The sequence below is a fragment of the Collimonas sp. genome, from assembly GCF_035566555.1.
Lineage (GTDB): Bacteria > Pseudomonadota > Gammaproteobacteria > Burkholderiales > Burkholderiaceae_D > Collimonas.
The window spans coordinates 16,209-33,902 of sequence record NZ_DATMRB010000168.1 but is presented as its reverse complement, the minus strand read 5'-3'; the positions used below and the strand labels follow the sequence as shown (position 1 = coordinate 33,902).

Annotated in this window: 15 protein-coding genes; 5 read left to right on the top strand and 10 right to left on the bottom strand. The window is 61.3% G+C overall.

Annotated features, from left to right (window positions below; genetic code table 11):
* The 5 genes from VNZ65_RS20960 to VNZ65_RS20940 form a co-directional block, all read right to left on the bottom strand.
* Positions 1-2,040, bottom strand: a 2,040-nt coding sequence (locus VNZ65_RS20960) for an FUSC family protein (protein ID WP_325672495.1), incomplete at its 3' end; no start/stop codon positions are given.
* Between the two features lie 12 nt (positions 2,041-2,052).
* Positions 2,053-3,588 (bottom strand): efflux transporter outer membrane subunit, encoded by a 1,536-nt coding sequence (locus VNZ65_RS20955; RefSeq protein WP_325672493.1) that lies wholly within the window; start codon positions 3,586-3,588, stop codon positions 2,053-2,055.
* Between the two features lie 222 nt (positions 3,589-3,810).
* Positions 3,811-4,083: a DUF4148 domain-containing protein gene (locus tag VNZ65_RS20950; RefSeq protein ID WP_325672490.1), complete on the bottom strand. Its 273-nt coding sequence runs from the start codon at positions 4,081-4,083 to the stop codon at positions 3,811-3,813.
* A gap of 366 nt (positions 4,084-4,449) precedes the next feature.
* Positions 4,450-5,568 carry a tRNA 2-thiouridine(34) synthase MnmA gene (gene mnmA / locus VNZ65_RS20945; RefSeq protein ID WP_168231830.1) on the bottom strand — a complete coding sequence of 373 codons (1,119 nt, stop codon included), beginning with the start codon at positions 5,566-5,568 and terminating at the stop codon, positions 4,450-4,452.
* Positions 5,555-6,046, bottom strand: coding sequence for an NUDIX hydrolase (locus VNZ65_RS20940; RefSeq protein ID WP_325672487.1), 492 nt, complete (start codon positions 6,044-6,046; stop codon positions 5,555-5,557). The genes mnmA and VNZ65_RS20940 overlap by 14 nt, the downstream gene beginning before the upstream one ends.
* A 503-nt stretch (positions 6,047-6,549) precedes the next feature.
* Between VNZ65_RS20940 and VNZ65_RS20935 the strand changes: the two genes are divergently transcribed.
* From VNZ65_RS20935 to VNZ65_RS20920, 4 genes are all read left to right on the top strand, one after another.
* Positions 6,550-7,665, top strand: coding sequence for a Re/Si-specific NAD(P)(+) transhydrogenase subunit alpha (locus VNZ65_RS20935; protein ID WP_325672485.1), 1,116 nt, complete (start codon positions 6,550-6,552; stop codon positions 7,663-7,665).
* Positions 7,666-7,779: 114 nt separating this feature from the next.
* Positions 7,780-8,142 carry an aspartate 1-decarboxylase gene (gene panD / locus VNZ65_RS20930; protein ID WP_061534353.1) on the top strand — a complete coding sequence of 121 codons (363 nt, stop codon included), beginning with the start codon at positions 7,780-7,782 and terminating at the stop codon, positions 8,140-8,142.
* Positions 8,143-8,201: 59 nt separating this feature from the next.
* Positions 8,202-8,528 (top strand): NAD(P) transhydrogenase subunit alpha, encoded by a 327-nt coding sequence (locus VNZ65_RS20925; RefSeq protein WP_061943448.1) that lies wholly within the window; start codon positions 8,202-8,204, stop codon positions 8,526-8,528.
* Positions 8,525-9,961, top strand: a complete 1,437-nt coding sequence (locus tag VNZ65_RS20920; RefSeq protein ID WP_325672481.1) for an NAD(P)(+) transhydrogenase (Re/Si-specific) subunit beta — start codon at positions 8,525-8,527, stop codon at positions 9,959-9,961. Before VNZ65_RS20925 ends, VNZ65_RS20920 begins: the two co-directional genes overlap by 4 nt.
* 84 nt (positions 9,962-10,045) lie before the next feature.
* On the opposite strand, the gene VNZ65_RS20915 is transcribed toward VNZ65_RS20920, so the two are convergent.
* From VNZ65_RS20915 to VNZ65_RS20895, 5 genes are read right to left on the bottom strand one after another with little or no spacing between them, the layout of a single operon-like run.
* Positions 10,046-11,218: an FAD-dependent monooxygenase gene (locus tag VNZ65_RS20915; RefSeq protein ID WP_325672479.1), complete on the bottom strand. Its 1,173-nt coding sequence runs from the start codon at positions 11,216-11,218 to the stop codon at positions 10,046-10,048.
* A complete protein-coding gene (locus tag VNZ65_RS20910) occupies positions 11,215-11,868 on the bottom strand; it encodes an HAD family hydrolase (protein WP_414649191.1) in 654 nt (217 codons plus the stop codon). The genes VNZ65_RS20915 and VNZ65_RS20910 overlap by 4 nt, the downstream gene beginning before the upstream one ends.
* A gap of 55 nt (positions 11,869-11,923) precedes the next feature.
* The gene (locus VNZ65_RS20905; RefSeq protein WP_325672475.1) at positions 11,924-13,264 is read right to left on the bottom strand and encodes an aminopeptidase P N-terminal domain-containing protein; all 1,341 of its coding nucleotides are present in this window, start codon (positions 13,262-13,264) and stop codon (positions 11,924-11,926) included.
* 37 nt (positions 13,265-13,301) lie between these two features.
* Positions 13,302-14,009, bottom strand: coding sequence for an N-acetylmuramate alpha-1-phosphate uridylyltransferase MurU (murU, locus tag VNZ65_RS20900; protein WP_325672473.1), 708 nt, complete (start codon positions 14,007-14,009; stop codon positions 13,302-13,304).
* Between the two features lie 22 nt (positions 14,010-14,031).
* Complete coding sequence (locus tag VNZ65_RS20895; RefSeq protein WP_325672471.1) at positions 14,032-15,081, bottom strand: aminoglycoside phosphotransferase family protein; 1,050 nt, start codon at positions 15,079-15,081, stop codon at positions 14,032-14,034.
* 197 nt (positions 15,082-15,278) lie between these two features.
* Here VNZ65_RS20895 and VNZ65_RS20890 point away from each other — a divergent pair, with 197 nt between their 5' ends.
* The gene (locus tag VNZ65_RS20890) at positions 15,279-17,669 is read left to right on the top strand and encodes an LPS-assembly protein LptD (protein WP_325672469.1); all 2,391 of its coding nucleotides are present in this window, start codon (positions 15,279-15,281) and stop codon (positions 17,667-17,669) included.
* Positions 17,670-17,694: the final 25 nt, after the last annotated feature.

Here is a 17,694-nt window from a genome sequence, read left to right as displayed (position 1 = left end):
CATGGCGCCGCGCATCAGGTGCAGGTTGGCCAGCACCGCCGGCATGTCGCCGCACACGGCGATTGCCGCCAGCACGCCATCCAGCGCCAGCCGCAGGCGGCCCTGGCTGGGACGCGCAAACAGGCGTGCGATGCTGCGTATGGCGTCGTCGATCCTGGCGTGCACTTGCGGCTCGACTATGCTCAAGGTCTCTTGCCGCAGCTGGATCACGGCACGGCCGATTTCCAGCACCGACAAGAGCCATGTCATGATGGCGCGGTCGTCTTCGTCATCCAGCGAATGGGTGATGGCAAAACGCGACAGCAGATCGCGGGTGCCGCTTTCAAAGCGCCCGGCCAGTCCCGGCAGCGGCCGGCCGCAGGCTTCCACTACCTGGTTGCGCAGGGCGCGCGCCAGGCGGCGCTTGATCCAGCGGCTGTCGGAAGGATCGATGATCTGGTACATCGCGGAAGCGATGGCGACACCGAACAGGCCGCCGGCCATGCCGTTGAGCAGTTCCAGCATGTCGAACTGGTAGTTGCTGCCGATGCTGGCATAGGAAAAGAAAAACAGCAGGATGCCGGTGCCGATGCCTGAGTATTTCCTGGTGGTGGTGAGCCAGGCGCCGATCAGGATGAAGGGGGCCAGCGCGATGCACAGCATGGTGAAATTCTCGGCCTGCGATTGCAGATAATAGGCCGACAGGAAGCCGAAAAAACCGCCCAGTGCACCGCCGATCATGAACTGGCGCACCACTTTGATGGGCGAGGGAGCTGCCGCAAACAGGGCGCTCACCACGGTCGCCATCACCACCGCATCGGTGCCGGAAACCCAGCCGGTCTGTATCCAGAACCAGGCAGAAAGGATGAAGCCGATGGCCGCCCGCAGCGCCGAGGTGACGATCAGGGTCGGATCGGTGCGCGCGACATAATGCGCGGGCAGCTGGACGTCGTCCGCCATATGCATCTCGGCCTGGATCACGACCGCATGGATTCTGGCGTAGATCACCAGTTCATCGGCGAACCTGGCCAGCAGTTCGGTGGCGGAATCGAAATCCAGCAGGTGGCTGCCGTCGCTGTCGAGGCTGCTGGCGGCGAGGCCGCGGCGCAGGGCGGCCAGGCGCTCGGGAATGCCGTTGCGGACCTGCTTCAACTGCGTCCGGTCCGTGCTGGAGAGGGCGCGCGCAATCGCCCGGTATTCCATCATCAAGGCATCCAGCGTGCTGCGCTTGCCGCCGGCCTGCAGGCGGCCGAACAGCTGGTCGAGCGAGTGGAAGGTAGTGGATGCGGTCATGAAGGCATTGTTCAGCTGGCGTAGCTGCAGGCTTTGCAAATGGCCGGCGGCGCTTTCAAATACCGACGAGGTGCGCAGCGCTTCCAGCGAAATCACTTCGCCGATGAAGCGCAGCACCATGCGTTCGCGCGCCGGCCGCGAAACTGCGGCGCTGTCGTCCAGCGCAATGAATTTCTTGAAATCGGCAAAGCGTTTGCGCACTGTCAGCAGCAAGACCTCCGACAAATGCTGGGGAAACAGCACGTCGCTGACCACGCCGGCGCACAGCAGGCCCAGCATTACTTCGCTCAGGCGCGTCATGGCGATGTCGAAAGCCTGGGCCGGCTGCAGAGCTGCCGGCAAGCCGACGATGACCAGGGTGTAGCCGGCCAGCACGAAGGCGTAGGACTGGAAGTTGCGGAAGATGGTGGAGCCGGCGGTGCAGAACGCCAGCCAGCAGGCGCCGGCCGCCAGGAACAGGACCGGTTGCTGGGTAAACGAAGCGGCCAGGATGATCGACACGACCACCCCTACCGAGGTGCCGATGAAGCGGTAAAAGCCTTTCGCCAGCACCAGGCCGCTGCGCGGCTGCAGCACGATGATGACGGTGACCATGGCGGTGCCGGGCTTGGCGAGGTCGAATACCAGCGATAGCCCGAGCGCCAGCAAGGTCGCCAGCAGAATCTTGCTGACATGCAGCAGGTCCTGGCCGTGGTTTTCCACCCAGATGACGCCGGCCTGCGCCAGGTGATGTAGCCAGGACTGGCGGCTGCTTGCGGTTTCGCTCATGACGGTGGCCGCTTATTTGCCGGCGTTGCCGGCGGCAATGGCGTCGTCGCCGGTGGCGGGCTGCGGCAGGTCGTCGCCGAGGCCTCCGCCCAGCGCCTGCATCAGCTGGGCCCAGCTATCCAGGTAGCCGGCGCGGATCTGCGCCACCCGCAACTGTTGCTGCAGCAGCACCAGCTGGGTCTGGATGACGTTGATGTTGGCGGTCAGGCCGGCCTGGTAGCCGCGCTTGGCCAGGTCGTAGGATTTCTTCGAGAGCGCCAGCGCCTGTTCCGACTGGCCGCGTTGCTGCTGTTCCGATTTCAGCTTGATGATCTGGTCGGCCACGCTTTGCAGGGCTTGCACCAGCGTGCTGTTATAGCTCTCGATGGCGCCGTCGAGGGCGGCGGTCTGGGCGCCGAGATTGGCGCGCAGGCGGCCGCCGTCAAAAATCGGCAGCGAAATGGCAGGCCCGGCGCCGCGCACGCCGGACGAGGCGCTCAGGAAGTTGGTGAAGCCGAGCGCCTGCAAGCCGATGAAGGCGGAGATATTGATATCGGGATAGAAGGCGGCCTTGGCGACGTCGATATTCTTGCTCATCGCTTCGACCCGCCAGCGTTGTGCGATCACATCCGGGCGGCGCCCGACCAGGTGCGCCGGAACGTTGTCAGGCAGGGCGATCGGCAGTTGTGCGCTGCTGTCGCTGCCGTCCGCAGGGGCAATCAGGGCGGTGGCCAGGACTGGCCGCTGGATGGTCTCGCCGCTGCCGGGACCCTTGCCGCTCAGGGCGGCAATCTGGTTGCGCAGCAGGGCGATGTTTTCGTCGATTTTTTCTATATTGGAACGGGCATCCGGCAAGGCGGTTTCAGCCTGGCTGACTTCCAGGCGGGTGCCGAGGCCGGCGTTCAGCTTGCGTTGGGCGATATTGGCGATCGAGGTCTGTTGCACCAGCGTCGCGCTGGCGACGTCGCGCAGCGCGAACTGGGTCGCCAGCTGCAGGTAGCCGCGCACTACCGCCGTTTCCAGGTTGAGCTGGGCGCTGCGCGCTTCGGCGGCGCTGACGTGGACTGTATCCAGGGCGGATTCCAGCGCGCTGCGGTCCTTGTCCCAGAGGTCGAGGTCGTAGCTGGCCTTGACGGTGATTTCATTGTCCCAGTTCCAGCTGCCGCCCAGCGGCGGCGGGAAGATGTATTGCTCGGAATACAGGCCGCGCGTGCTGCTGGCCTCGGCGCCGACCTTCGGCAGCGTCGCCGCGCGCGCCACGCCGGCCAGCGAGGACGCCTGGCGGATGCGGGCCTGGGCGATTTTCAGGCTGGGGCTGTCGGCGACGGCCTGCTGCACCAGCGCATTGAGTTGCGGATCGCGGTAATTTTCCCACCAGGCGCTGGTCGGCCATGCGGCGTTGCCGACATTGCTGAGCGCGCTGCCGGCAGCCAGCGCACTGCCGTCCGCCAGCCTGGATTGCGGATCGATGCCAGAGAAATCGGCACAGCCGCTTAATACGACAGCCAGCGAACAGGTCATCAGCAGGCTGGCTGGAAGGTAAGGCTTGGAGGGAGTAATTGACCGCATGGTGACCCGGAATGATGTAACGAGGAAAGAGGTCTGAGTAATGATCTTAGTGCGATCTGTTAGTGCGATCTACTGATGCTGCATAGCATCGCTGACGACGCTATGACGTGGCCCATGGGACTATGATCGGATAATAGCAAAACGCCAGCATTGCTGGCGTTTTGCTTAACTCTTTAAACCTGAGGAGTTACTGTCGCATCAGTTGCTAATTGCTGTTGCGACTTAGTTGCCGTTATAGACCGATGGCTCGGTGTTGCTGATCTGGCTCACAACTTCAGCGCGGGTGACTGGCTTGCCGGCAGCGGCAACCGTCGGATACTGGCTGCGCGCCTGGTTCAGCGTACCGTCTTTTTGCGCTTGCGCGACTTCAGCCTGGACGTCGGCACGCGATTTGGTAGAGACGAATGGGGTTTCAGGTGGGTATGGGGTAACTGCAAAAGCGCTGCCGGCAGCGGCTAAAACGGCGAGACCAGCGATAAGTTGTTTGGCATTCATGTTTTTCTCCAATGATTGATAGATGGCACCGGGCTCGGCGGCACAGGCGATAACTATGTTGCCCGTCGGGTCCTGCCTCGGTGAGCGGCGCACTTGCGTTGCTGATGCAGTGTTGCTTGTGTGTTGCGCCCATCGATGAAGCTCAGTTTAGAGACTTCAGTATCAACAATAAATAGTCTTATTGGAAATTTACTATTCCATAATTGACAATAATATTGGGGAACTTATTGTTGCAAATGCACGACAAAGTGTGTTTGGGCAAAAGTTTCTGATGATTTTGGACGGAGGCCCCGCCAGGATGGCGCGGCAGGCAGGAAGTGCCCGGTTTTACGCCTGCAAGCCGTAAAACCGGTACGGTGCTCAGCCTTATAGGCCGGAAGACTCGATGATGCCGCCGCCAAGGCAGACATCGCCGTCGTACAGCACGGCAGACTGGCCAGGCGTCACCGCCCATTGCGGATCGCTGAAGCGCAGCGCGAAATTCTCGCCGGCATCGACTCGCAGGCTGTCAAACGCACAAGCCATGTCGGCCTGGCGGTAACGCGTCTTGGCTGACAGATGCGCATTTTGCGGCGCTTCGCCGGCGACCCAGCTGAGCTGGCCGGCCTGCAGCGTCGACGACAGCAGCCACGGATGATCGTGGCCCTGCACGATGTACAAAGTGTTGTTCTCCACATCCTTGCGCGCCACATACCAGGGGTCGCTGTCGCCGCCGGCGTTCTTGTGCGATTTCATGCCGCCCAGGCCGATACCCTTGCGCTGCCCCAGCGTGTAAAAGCTGAGGCCGACGTGCTCGCCCACTACATCGCCATCCGGCGTTTTCATCGGCCCCGGCTGGTAGGACAGGTAACGGTTCAGGAATTCGCGGAACGGCCGTTCGCCGATGAAGCAGATGCCGGTGGAATCCTTCTTCTTGGCGTTCGGCAGCTGGATCTGTTCGGCGATCTTGCGCACTTCGGTCTTCTGGATTTCGCCCAGCGGAAACAGGGTGCGCGACAGCTGCGACTGGTTCAGCCGGTGCAGGAAATAGCTTTGGTCCTTGCTGGCGTCGACCGCTTTGAGCAGCTCGAAGCGGCCGGAATCGGCTTGCCGCACACGGGCGTAGTGGCCGGTAGCGATCAGGTCGGCGCCGAGTTTCATGGCGTGGTCGAGGAAGGCCTTGAACTTGATTTCGGCGTTGCACAGGACATCCGGATTCGGCGTGCGGCCGGCCTGGTATTCGCGCAGGAATTCGGCGAATACCCGGTCCTTGTATTCGGCGGCAAAATTCACCGCTTCGATATCGACGCCGATGACATCGGCCACGCTGACCGCATCGATCCAGTCCTGGCGGGTCGAGCAGTATTCGGAATCGTCGTCGTCTTCCCAGTTCTTCATGAACAGGCCGATCACTTCATAGCCTTGCTGTTTCAGCAGCCAGGCCGAGACCGAGGAATCGACGCCGCCGGACATGCCGATCACCACCCGCTTCTTAGGAGAGCTCATGTTCTACTCCATAGGCGCTGGGATGGGTATTCAGCATGGACAGGGGCGCGCGCTGGCCGCGCAGGTAGTCGTCCACGCATTGCAGCACTTGCGGACTGCGGTGGCGCTCGCTGCAGGCGGCCATTTCGTCGCGCGAAAGCCACAGGGTGCGCAGGATGCCATGATCCAGCGGCTGGTCATGCCGGGCTCCCAGGTCGCCGCAGAAAGCGAAACGTAAGTAAGTGACCGCTTTGCCGGTGCGTGCCGACACATAACGCGCCATGTACATGCCGACCAGCGCGGTCGGGGTGAATTCGTGTGCCGTTTCTTCCAGCGTTTCGCGCGCGACCGCCTGCAGCAGCGACTCGTTGGGATCGAGATGGCCGGCTGGCTGGTTGATGCGGATGCCGTCACTGGTGGCTTCTTCTATCAGCAAGAAGCGGCCGTCGCGCTCTATGATCGCGGCGACCGTGACGGAGGGTTTCCAAACGTCAGTCATAAATTCCTCGGTTAATCCGATATTTTAACTTGCCTGCCGCTTTTCGATGAAAAGTACGTCAGGAGTGCGATAGATAGCCAGATGCTGCCGGCGAACCGGATTCTAGCCGGGGCGCCTAGTGTCGTGTCCTGCCTCATCTGTCGGCATCTCGCTGGTCCTTGACCCGTATCGCGTCGTTGCGCCTCGTCGCCATAGCCCCGCTATGTCTCCTCGGCACGCCTAGCGCTACGGGGCAAGGCCGGCGCGATATACCGACAGATGAGGCAGGACACGACACTAGCCATAGTTGCAACAATGCAGCTAATTTTAGGATAAATAACCTACATCAAGACTCAGGTTGTTTGGCCGCAATTTTTCCGTGTAATATTCCATGCAGCTAATCGCGGGACAGCGCCTGCGCCGTGAAGGCGCGGCAGATTGCTCTGTCGCCGCCCTGTTTGCGGGGATTGCCAGGCCAAATCCTCGACAAATCGACAGAATTCTTAACATAGTGGGAGAAGTACATGAAAATCGGCATCCCCGCCGAGACGCGGCCGGGTGAAACCCGGGTAGCCGCGACTCCAGAGACGGTCAAGAAGCTGGTAGCGGCCAAACACCAGGTCCAGGTGCAGTCCGGCGCAGGCATTTCTTCCAGCATCACGGATGAGGCTTACGCCGCCGCCGGCGCTGAAGTGGTGGACGCCGCCGCCGCCTTCGGCATGGAAACCGTGCTGAAAGTACGTGCTCCCAGCGCCGACGAACTGCCCTTGCTGAAAAGCGGTACGGTGGTGGTCGGCATGCTGAACCCTTTTGATGCCGACAATATTGCTGTTATGGCAAGCCATGGCCTGACGGCGTTTTCATTGGAAGCCGCGCCGCGTACTTCGCGCGCGCAGTCGATGGACGTGCTGTCATCGCAAGCCAACATCGCCGGCTACAAGGCGGTGCTGATGGCGGCCAATACCTACCAGCGCTTCATGCCGATGCTGATGACCGCTGCCGGCACCGTCAAGGCGGCGCGCATGCTGATCATGGGCGCCGGCGTCGCCGGATTGCAGGCGATCGCCACCGCCAAGCGGCTGGGTGCGGTGATCGAAGCTTCCGATGTCCGGCCCGCTGTAAAAGAGCAGATCGAGTCGCTCGGCGCCAAATTCCTCGACGTACCCTTCATCACCGATGAAGAAAAGGAAATCGCCCAGGGCGTCGGCGGCTATGCGCGGCCGATGCCGGCCGACTGGATGCGGCGCCAGGCAGAACTGGTGCACGAGCGCGCCAAGCAGGCAGACATCATCATCACCACGGCCCTGATCCCGGGCCGCAAGGCGCCTGTATTAATCAGTGAAGAGACAGTCAAGGCGATGAAGCCGGGCTCGGTGATCCTCGACATGGCGGTCGACCAGGGCGGCAACTGTCCTTTGTCGGAAAGCGGCAAGACCGTCATCAGGCACGGTGTGCACATCATCGGCGAAGGCAACCTGGCGGCGCTGGTGGCGGCCGATGCTTCGGCTCTGTATGCGCGCAATCTGCTGGATTTCCTCAAATTGATCATCAATGCTGAAGGCGGCCTTGTGATTAATCGTGAAGACGATATAGTGGCGGCCACTTTGCTGTGCAGTGCCGGCGAGGTACTGCGCAAGTAAGGCAAGCAGGCAAGTATCTTGAACAATCTCGTTTGAACGTACTACCGTTTTAATCAATAGCTGTAAAAAGGTCCCCGGCTGCGGCCGGCGGTCTTGTAAACTGGAGAAATAACTATGCAACGCATCATGCTGCGCGCAAAGATTCATCGCGCCACCGTTACCCAAGCCGACCTGCACTACGAAGGTTCTTGCGGGATCGATGAAGATCTGCTGGAAGCCGCCGACATCCGCGAATTTGAAAAGATCGAACTGTACAACGTCAACAACGGCCAGCGCTTTTCGACCTACGCCATCCGCGGCAAGCGCGGCAGCGGCGAGATTTCGCTGAACGGCGCCGCCGCTCGCTGCGCCCACCTGGGCGATCTGCTGATCATCTGTACCTATGCTCCACTTTCCGACGAAGAAGCGCGCAGCTATGTGCCGAAAGTGGTGTTTGTCGACGACAACAACAAGATTACCGGCCTGAAGAAGATCTAGGCCGGCTCGCAGTTCAGTTGCGCCAGTCAGCAGCGCAGTCCTTCTATCAAGGGGAAACCATGGAAGTCACGCACACCATCACTAACCTGATCATCTTCGTACTGGCGATCTACGTCGGCTACCACGTGGTCTGGACCGTTACGCCGGCCTTGCATACGCCGCTGATGGCGGTCACCAACGCCATCTCCGCCATCATCATCATCGGCGCCATGCTGGCGGCCGGCCTGACCGAGGGCATCGTCGGCCAGATCGCCGGCACGCTGGCGGTGGCGCTGGCGGCAGTCAATGTGTTCGGCGGCTTCCTGGTGACCCAGCGCATGCTGGAAATGTTCAAGAAAAAAGAACCGAAGGCCAAGCCTGCGGCGAAAGAGGGAGCAGCACAATGAGCATGAACCTGGTGACCTTGTTGTACCTGATCGCCTCGGTCTGCTTCATCCAGGCGCTCAAGGGTTTGTCGCATCCTTCTTCGGCGCGGCGCGGCAATGCCTTCGGCATGGCCGGCATGGGCATCGCTGTGGTGACCACGATTGCGCTGATCGTCAAGCTGAAGGCGGAGTCGCAGGGCGCCGGCCTGGGGTTCTGGCTGGTGGCAGGCGGCGTGATCGTCGGCGGCGGCATCGGTGCGATGCTGGCCAAGCGCGTCGAGATGACCAAGATGCCTGAGCTGGTGGCGGCGATGCACTCGCTGATCGGCCTGGCGGCGGTCTGTATCGCGGTGGCGGCGGTGTCGGAGCCTTGGGCTTTCGGCATTGCGGCGCACGGCGAGGCGCTGCCGGTTGGCAACCGCATCGAACTGTTCATCGGCACCTTCGTCGGCGCGATCACCTTCTCGGGTTCGGTGATCGCCTTCGGCAAGCTGTCGGGCAAGTATAAATTCCGCCTGTTCCAGGGCGCGCCGGTGAGTTTCCGCGGCCAGCATTTCATCAACCTGCTGCTGGCGGTGGCGATGGTCGGCCTCGGCATCATTTTCGTGCTGACGCAAGCCTGGCTGCCGTTCATCCTGATGGCGCTGATCGCCTTCATCCTCGGCGTGCTGATCATCATCCCGATCGGCGGCGCCGACATGCCGGTGGTGGTGTCGATGCTCAACAGCTACTCGGGCTGGGCGGCTGCCGGCATCGGCTTTTCGCTGAACAATTCGATGCTGATCATTGCCGGTTCGCTGGTCGGCTCCAGCGGTGCGATCCTGTCCTACATCATGTGCAAGGCGATGAACCGCTCCTTCTTCAACGTCATCCTGGGCGGTTTCGGCGGCGATGCCGCGGCGGCCACCGGCGGGGCGGCGCAACAGCAGCGGCCGGTGAAATCCGGCTCTGCCGACGACGCCGCTTTCCTGATGGGCAATGCCGAGACCGTTATCATCGTGCCGGGTTACGGCCTGGCGGTGGCGCGCGCCCAGCACGCTTTGAAAGAGCTGACCGAGAAGCTGACGCACAAGGGCGTGATCGTCAAGTATGCGATCCACCCGGTGGCAGGGCGCATGCCCGGCCACATGAACGTGCTGCTGGCGGAAGCCGAAGTGCCGTACGACCAGGTGTTCGAGATGGAAGACATCAACGGTGAATTTGCCCAGGCCGACGTGGTGCTGGTGCTGGGCGCCAACGACGTCGTCAATCCGGCCGCCAAGGATCCGAAGTCCTCGATCGCCGGCATGCCTATCCTGGAAGTCTATAAAGCCAAGACCGTGATCGTCAACAAGCGCTCGATGGCCGCCGGTTACGCCGGGCTCGACAATGAGCTGTTCTACATGGACAAGACCATGATGGTGTTCGGCGATGCCAAGAAGGTGATTGAAGATATGGTGAAGGCGGTCGAGTAAGCCCTGCCGCTCTAGCTAAAAAGCCGCGCCGGATAACACCGGCGCGGCTTTTTTTATGTTGAACGATGAAATTGCAAGCAGTGATCAGCGGCGGCCGAACATCATTTGCTGCGCCAGCATGCGCCGCGCCGGTTTGATCACGTCGACCAGTCCCAACGACAGGCCGAGCAGGGTTTGGGACAGGGCGCCATCAGGCGCGCTGGCAAAAATCCGCGCCATGACGTCGGTCAGGTGGATCGTGACGCTGCGGTCGGCTTGCCGGGCGGCGGCGAACTGTAGCAGCGTTGCCGACGACAGCTCGGCCGCCAGCATGCGCGCCAGCACCGTGGCGTCGCGCAGTCCCAGGTTGAGGCCCTGGCCAGCCACCGGGTGCAAGGTCTGCGCGGCGTTGCCGATCGCTACCGTCCTGGCCGAGGCAGCGGGGCGGGCATTCAGGCCGAGCGGGAAGCTGTTGCGCGCCGTCGTCTTGGTGAAGCGTCCCAGGCGGCCGCCAAAGGCCTGCATCAGCGCCTCCAGGAAAGCGGCATCGTCCAACGCCAGCAAATCTTTGGCGGTAGCGGGGCGCACGCACCAGACCAAGGCATAGTTGTTGCCGTGGCCATCGTCCTGCGGCAGCAGCGCCAGCGGCCCCTGGTCGGTGAAGCGTTCAAAGGCGCGCTGCGCAATCGGCGCGCTGGCCTGAACATGAGCGACGATGCCGACCTGCCGATAGTCGCGCTGCAGCGCTTTGTCGCTTTGCGCGCCGAACAGGCCGCCTTCGGCCTGCACCAGTAATGTCGTGCGCAGGGTGCGGCCGTCTGACAACTGCAGTTCGACGTTATCTTCCTGTTCGCTGCTGGCAGTCACCTGCAGCGGTCGCAGCAGCTGCACGTCGCGCAGGCCGGGCAGCGCGGCCAGCGCTGTCACCAGTGTGCCGTAGCGCGTGACATAACCCAGTGCGGGCAGCTGGAACTCGTCGCGCTGAATCAGGGTACGGCCGAAGTGGCCGCGGCGCGAGACGTGGATCTGATGGATGGCGGTGGCGGCCAGCGGCCAGGCGCCGATGTCCTGCAGGATCTGGCTGCTGCCATAAGACAGCGCCAGAGAGCGCGGATCCTGCCGTGCCGATGCGACTGTCTTGGCGTCGATCAGGGCGATGCGCGCCGCCGGGATCCCGCGCTTTACCAGCAGCGCGGCCAGGCTCAGGCCGACCGGGCCGGCGCCGCAGATGGCGATGTCGGCATCGGTCTCGCTTGACGGTTTGCTGTTGTCGTTCATAGCGGCAAACCCCAGTCACGCAATTGCGCGGCAGTTGCCGCCGGGTCGCTGTGATGGATGGCGCGCCAGCCGAGTGCGCGTGCGGCCAGCACGTTGCGTTCGACGTCGTCGATGAAGATCAGATGTTCCGGCTGAGCGCCGGGATGGTGCGTACGTATGCGTTCCAGCATGCGCTGATAGATGCGCGGATCCGGCTTGATCAGTTTTTCTTCACCCGACACGAGAATGTCCTTGAAGCGCTGCAAGACCGGCTGGTAGGGGGCGTTGCTGCGGGCGTAAGGAAAGGTTTCGGCCGACCAGTTGGTCAAGGCGTACAAGGGCACGCCGCCGGCTTCCAGCGCCTCGAAAATCGCCACGCCGGGCGCTAGCGTGCCGCCCAGCATTTCCGTCCAGCGGGCATAAAAGGCGGCAATCAGCGGTGCATGTTGCGGATGCAGCGCGCTCAGGCTGGCGGTGGCTTCAGCCAGCGAGCGGCCGCCGTCCTGCTGGATATTCCATGCGCCGTTGCAGACATTCGCGAGGAACCACTTGCGCTCCGTTTCATCGGCGATCAGCTTGCGAAACAGGTAGTCCGGGTTCCAGTCGAATAGGACGCCGCCGAGATCGAAGACGACGATGGTGGGTGTGGCAGCGATGGTGGCATTAGTCATAGCCGTCATGATAACAGCGCCTGCAGCGCATTGCAGTGTGCTGGCAGGCGTGGCGTCACTTGCGCATCAGGGCTTCGATCTCGGCCACCGCGGTCGGCACATCGCGCGTCAGGTTGATATTGCCGTCGGCAGTCACCAGGATATCGTCTTCGATGCGGATGCCGATATGCCAGAACTGCTCAGGCACGCCTTCCGCCGGCCGCACGTAGATACCGGGTTCGACCGTGGTGACCATGCCCGGCTGCAGCTTGCGCCATGGCTTCTGTTCACCTTCCGGCGCGGCTTCGCCCGGTTCGCGGTAGGCGCCGGCGTCATGCACGTCGAGGCCGATCCAGTGGCCGGTGCTGTGCATGTAGAACTGGCGGTAGTCGCCGTTGGCGATGACGTCGTCGAGGCTGCCGACCTTGTCCTTGAGCAGCAGGCCGGTATCGAGCATGCCTTGCGCCAGCACGCGCAGGGCAGCGTTGTGGCCGGCGATGAAACGCTGCCCGGGACGGGTGGCGGCAATCGCCGCGTGCTGCGCCGCCAGCACGATTTCGTACAAGGCCTTTTGCGGACCCGAGAAGATACCGTTGGCAGGGAAGGTGCGGGTAATGTCGGAGGCGTAGCTTTCGAATTCGCAGCCGGCGTCGATCAGCACCAGGTCGCCGTCTTTCAGTTCGGTATTGCCGGCGCGGTAGTGCAGCACGCAGGCATTGGCGCCGGCAGCGACGATCGATGTATAAGCCGGCGATTCGGCGCCGTTGCTGCGGAATTCATGCAGGATTTCCGCTTCCAGATGGTATTCGCGCAGACCGGGCCGCGCCATGCGCATGGCGCGGCGATGGGCGCCGGCGGCAATCTGGCCGGAGCGCTGCATGATGGCGTGTTCCGAGGCATCCTTGAACAGCCGCATTTCGGCCAGCAGCGGATCCAGGCCATGGATGGTGGCCGGCGCGCTGATGCCGACGCGGGCCTGGCCGGCCAGCTTGCCTAGCCAGCCTTGCAGCTGGCTGTCGCGGTTGGCCTGCTTGCCCAAGGTGTAAAAAATCGCCGGCGCGTCGGCCAGCAGTTTCGGCATTTCGCTGTCGATCTCGTCGATCGCAAAGGCGGCGTCGAAACCCAATTGTTCACGGGCGGCAGCCGGGCCGAAACGGAAGCCGTCCCAGATTTCCCGTTCCAGGTTTTTCTCGCGGCAGAACAAAATCGCCTTGGGATCCTTGCTGGCGACCAGCACGATCACGGCGTCCGGTTCGGTAAAGCCGGACAGATAGTAGAAGCTGCTGTCGTGGCGATAGGGGAAATCGGAATCGGCGTTGCGCGCCGCTTCCGGCGCCGTCGAGATGATGGCGACGCCGCCACCCATGGCCTGCATTTGCGCGATCAGTTTGCTGCGGCGTGTGCTGTAAGGAGTCATGCTGGCGGTCTTTCGTAACAGTTTGTCGTGTGTCGCTTCAAAGCGGCGCGTTGAGTTGATCCAGGCGTTCGATGGTGCCGACGTCGGTCCAGGCGCCGCGGTACACCTCGCCGCCGAGCTGGCCGCGCGCTGCGTATTCGCGCATCAGGGTGACCAGCTTTTCCGGCTGGCCGGGGCTGACGGCATCGAACATCTCGGGGCGGTAAACGCCGATGCCCGAGTAGGTATAGGTATGGCCGGCTTCGCCCTCGTTGCTGACTGAAAAGCTGTGCAGGCCGAAGTCGCCTTGCGGATGGTGCGGCGGATTCTTCACCAGGTACAGCCAGGCCATGTCGCGCTTGTCGAGCGGGTAGGGCTGGCCCCACAGGTCCTTGTCTTCCAGCGTATGCTTGACCTGTTCGAAATCGAAATGCGGGCAGTAGACATCGCCGGCAATCGCCACGAACGGATCTTCGCCCAGCAGATGGCGGGCATTAGCGATGCCGCCGGCGGTTTCCAGCGCCACGCTTTCCGCCGAATAGCGGATGGCGGCGCCGTATTTGCTGCCGTCGCCCAGCGTCTCTTCAATCAGGTTTCCCAGATGGGCGTGGTTGATGACGATGTCGCTGATGCCGGCGCGCACCAGGTTGAGGATATGCCAGACGATCAGCGGTCGGCCGCGGACCTTGAGCAAGGGCTTGGGAATGGTGTCGGTCAGCGGACGCATGCGCTCGCCGCGACCGGCTGCAAATATCATTGCTTTCATGGGTGTTTTGTTTGTGCTGCTTTTAGAATGTGTAGCCAACTTGCACCGTCTTGTCTTCCAGCTTGTCCAGCATGCGCACCAGCGGTATCAGTTCGCGGTAGCGCAGGGCCGTCTTGCGGACGTAATCCATGACCAGCGGGATATCCTTGAGGTAGGCTTCCTTGCCGTCGCGGTGATACAGGCGCGCGAACAGGCCGAGGACTTTCAGGTGGCGCTGCAGGCCCATGTATTCGAAATCGCGGTAGAAGCTGTCGATGTCCGGCGCCACCGGCAGGCCGGCGCGCTTGGCCCGTTCCCAGTAGCGGATCAGCCAGTCGAGCACCTGGGCTTCATCCCACTGGATGTAGACATCGCGCAGCAGCGAGACGATGTCGTAGCTGATCGGGCCGTATAGCGCGCCCTGGAAATCCAGCACGCCGGGATTGCCGTCGGCCAGCACCATCAGGTTGCGCGAATGGTAGTCGCGATGGATGAATACCTGCGGTTGCGCCAGGTTGTTGGCGAGGATGGCGTCGAACACCTTGTCGAGATCGGCGCTTTGCTGGTCGCTGAGGGTGGCTTTCAGGTGCTTGCCGATATACCACTCTGGAAATATTTGCAATTCTCGCAACAGGAAGGCGCGGTCGTATTCCGGCAACACATCCGGCTGACTCTTGGTTTGCAGCAATACCAAGGCGTCGATGGCGTCCATGTACAGCTTGTGCGCATTTTCAATGCTGCTATCGTTGTTGAGCTGCTGCAGGTAGGTGGTGCTGCCAAGATCGGACAGCAGCAGGAAGCCGCGTTCGACGTCCTGCGCCAGCACCGCCGGCACCGACAGGCCGATGCCGGCAAACAGCGCGCCAATCTCGATAAAGGGCCGCACGTCCTCCTGCGGCGGCGGCGCATCCATGACGATCAGGGTGCCGCCGGCAGCCGTATCGATGCGGAAATAGCGGCGGAAGCTGGCGTCGGCAGAGGCTGGGCGCAAGGTCGCGGGCAAGGTGGGAATGTGGCTGAGCGTAGTTAGCCATTCGACAATTTGAGTCTGGCGCAGATCGGGTAAAGCAGGGGCAGACTGTGATAAAGACATTAAGCAATCCAGTAAAACGGCTGTTGATGGTGAGTTCCCATATAATAAGGGATTAATTTCAAAAAATCGCCTGCTATGGTGTTTGCCAAATTCATTTCATGACCCGGTCCTCCTCAGCGCTTCCTAAGTATCCCCAGCCACGTTCAGGTCCAGTCCGGTCCGGTCCGGCTGCGTCCCAATTGCCGGCTTTGCGGCGCATGACCATCCTGGTGGCTTCGGTCATTGCGGCGGTTTCCATGCCGATGTGGGCTTGGGCGCAGTCGGTCGAGGTGACGGCGCCAGTTGCCCCCGATTCACAGACCAACCCGCAGGCCAGCCCGCCGAAAGCCAAGGTGCCGCGCGTCAACGATGCCGATGCGCCGACCACGGTTGAGGCGGAGCAGATGACGGGGCGCCCGGACCGTTTGCTGAACCTGGATAACGATGTCGACATCACCCGCGGCGGCACCAATGTCAAATCCAAGACCGGGATTTACCGGATTGTCGAGAATGAGGCGGAAGCCCACGGCTGCGTAAAGATGAACCGCTACGGCGACCGCTACACCGGAGACGACCTGAAGCTGAACATGGATTCCGGGCAAGGCTATCTGACCAATCCGACCTACTGGTTCCAGGCCAACGACGGCCACGGCAGCGCGGAACGCATCAATTTCCTGGATGAGGACAGGTCGGAAATCGTCAAGGGCAACTATACGACCTGCCCGGGCACCAAGCCGGACTGGTATATCAAGTCCAGTACGCTGGATGTCGACAGCGGCTTGGGCGAAGGAGTTGCCCACAACGGCATCCTGTATTTCAAGAGCGTGCCCATCCTTGGTTCGCCGAGCATGTCCTTTCCTTTGTCGAACGACCGCCAGTCAGGCGTGCTGCCGCCTATTATCGGCACCACCAACAACGGCGGCCTGGAATTCAACCTGCCGTATTACTTCAATATTGCACCCAATCGCGATTTGACGATCTATCCCAACATCATCAGCCAGCGCGGCTTGCAGATGGGGGCGGATGCGCGCTACATGGGTGTGGGTTATAGCGGCCAGACCAAGGTTGAGTATTTGCCCGATGACAAGCTTTACAAGAGCGACCGCTATGCGGTGCAGTCGATTCATACGCAGACGCTGTATCCAGGCCTGACAATGGGCTGGAACGTGAACTTTGCCTCGGATAATAATTATCCCGACGATTTTTCGCGTTCGATTACCCAGAGCTCCTTGCGCACCTTGAATCGCGAATTCGATTTGAACTACAGCGGCTCGTTCTGGAGCGTGGCGGCGCTGGCTTCGCGCTATCAGATCCTGCAGGACTTCAATGCCGCCGGACAGCCTACCCTCAGCCGTCCGTATGACCGTATGCCGCAAGTTACGTTAACCGCCGGCAAGCAGGATATTTTTGGTTTTGACTGGAACGTGAATGCGCAATACACGCGTTTCTGGAACAGCCAGTACGATTTCCCGCAAGGTACCAGCGGCATGGCTTACACCAGCAGCACCTTGATGCCTCTGGGTGGTGAGCGGGTCTACATTAATCCGCAGCTTTCCTATCCGATTATCCGTCCCGGTTATTTCATTACACCGAAGATCCAACTGGATGCGACGGCCTATAGTATTACTCCAAACAAATTCGGCGTAGCGAATCCTCCGACCTCGCCCGTCACGGCGTTACCGCCGGGCGTAGCAGGCCCGACATCCCTGGGCAATGATTTCAGCCGGGTTCTGCCGACTTTTTCGCTGGATGCCGGCCTGATCTTCGAACGCGACGCCAAATTCTTTGGCAATCCAATGACGCAAACCTTGGAACCGCGGGTGTTTTATGTGCGCACGCCGTATCACGACCAAAGCCAGTTTCCTCTGTTCGACAGCGGCGCCTCGGACTTCAACTTCGCCCAGATCTTTACGGAAAACCGCTATAGCGGCCATGACCGTATCAGCGACGCCAACCAGTTGACCACGGCCTTGATTTCCCGTTTCATCGAGGAGTCAGGCGTGGAGCGTCTGCGCCTGGGCATTGGCCAGCGCATGTACTTTACCCAGCCGCGCGTGGCCCTGAATGCTACCGATAACATTACTACCAGCCGCTCCGATCTACTGTTGATGGCGGGTGGCCAGGTGTCATCCACGCTGGGCGTCGACAACACGATTCAATACAGCCAGAGCAACAATCAATGGGTGCGCGCCAATTCGACCGTCAAATGGCAGCCAGGCCCGAAGAAAGTCATCAATTTCTCCTACCAGCTGGATCACACCAACATTGATCCACTTGATCCGGACAATCGATACCTGAAGCAGTTTGACCTGTCGGCGCAATGGCCGCTGAGCAAGCGCTGGTATGGCGTCGGCCGCGTCAGCTATTCCTTGACGGAAAAAACCGTTGGACAAAGCCTGCTCGGACTGGAATACAAAGCCGACTGCTGGGTCTTCCGCGTAGTGGGACAACGCACGCCGACATCGTCAACCCGCACGACTACGGGTATATTCGTGCAGCTTGAACTGAATGGTTTATCAAGTATCGGGTCAAATCCGATGCAAGCCCTGCGTAACAGTGTTCCAGGTTATCAGAATATCAATCAGCCTGATTCGTTCATCAGCCGTTGAACCTGTTATTCTCCCCGTCATTCTT

Bases quoted from the DNA above. Each gene is read 5' to 3' on its own strand.
- VNZ65_RS20955 (WP_325672493.1), bottom strand. From the start codon at position 3,588: ATGCGGTCAATTACTCCCTCCAAGCCTTACCTTCCAGCCAGCCTGCTG.
- VNZ65_RS20950 (WP_325672490.1), bottom strand. From the start codon at position 4,083: ATGAATGCCAAACAACTTATCGCTGGTCTCGCCGTTTTAGCCGCTGCC.
- mnmA (WP_168231830.1), bottom strand. From the start codon at position 5,568: ATGAGCTCTCCTAAGAAGCGGGTGGTGATCGGCATGTCCGGCGGCGTC.
- VNZ65_RS20940 (WP_325672487.1), bottom strand. From the start codon at position 6,046: ATGACTGACGTTTGGAAACCCTCCGTCACGGTCGCCGCGATCATAGAG.
- VNZ65_RS20935 (WP_325672485.1), top strand. From the start codon at position 6,550: ATGAAAATCGGCATCCCCGCCGAGACGCGGCCGGGTGAAACCCGGGTA.
- panD (WP_061534353.1), top strand. From the start codon at position 7,780: ATGCAACGCATCATGCTGCGCGCAAAGATTCATCGCGCCACCGTTACC.
- VNZ65_RS20925 (WP_061943448.1), top strand. From the start codon at position 8,202: ATGGAAGTCACGCACACCATCACTAACCTGATCATCTTCGTACTGGCG.
- VNZ65_RS20920 (WP_325672481.1), top strand. From the start codon at position 8,525: ATGAGCATGAACCTGGTGACCTTGTTGTACCTGATCGCCTCGGTCTGC.
- VNZ65_RS20915 (WP_325672479.1), bottom strand. From the start codon at position 11,218: ATGAACGACAACAGCAAACCGTCAAGCGAGACCGATGCCGACATCGCC.
- VNZ65_RS20910 (WP_414649191.1), bottom strand. From the start codon at position 11,868: ATGACTAATGCCACCATCGCTGCCACACCCACCATCGTCGTCTTCGAT.
- VNZ65_RS20905 (WP_325672475.1), bottom strand. From the start codon at position 13,264: ATGACTCCTTACAGCACACGCCGCAGCAAACTGATCGCGCAAATGCAG.
- murU (WP_325672473.1), bottom strand. From the start codon at position 14,009: ATGAAAGCAATGATATTTGCAGCCGGTCGCGGCGAGCGCATGCGTCCG.
- VNZ65_RS20895 (WP_325672471.1), bottom strand. From the start codon at position 15,081: ATGTCTTTATCACAGTCTGCCCCTGCTTTACCCGATCTGCGCCAGACT.
- VNZ65_RS20890 (WP_325672469.1), top strand. From the start codon at position 15,279: ATGACCATCCTGGTGGCTTCGGTCATTGCGGCGGTTTCCATGCCGATG.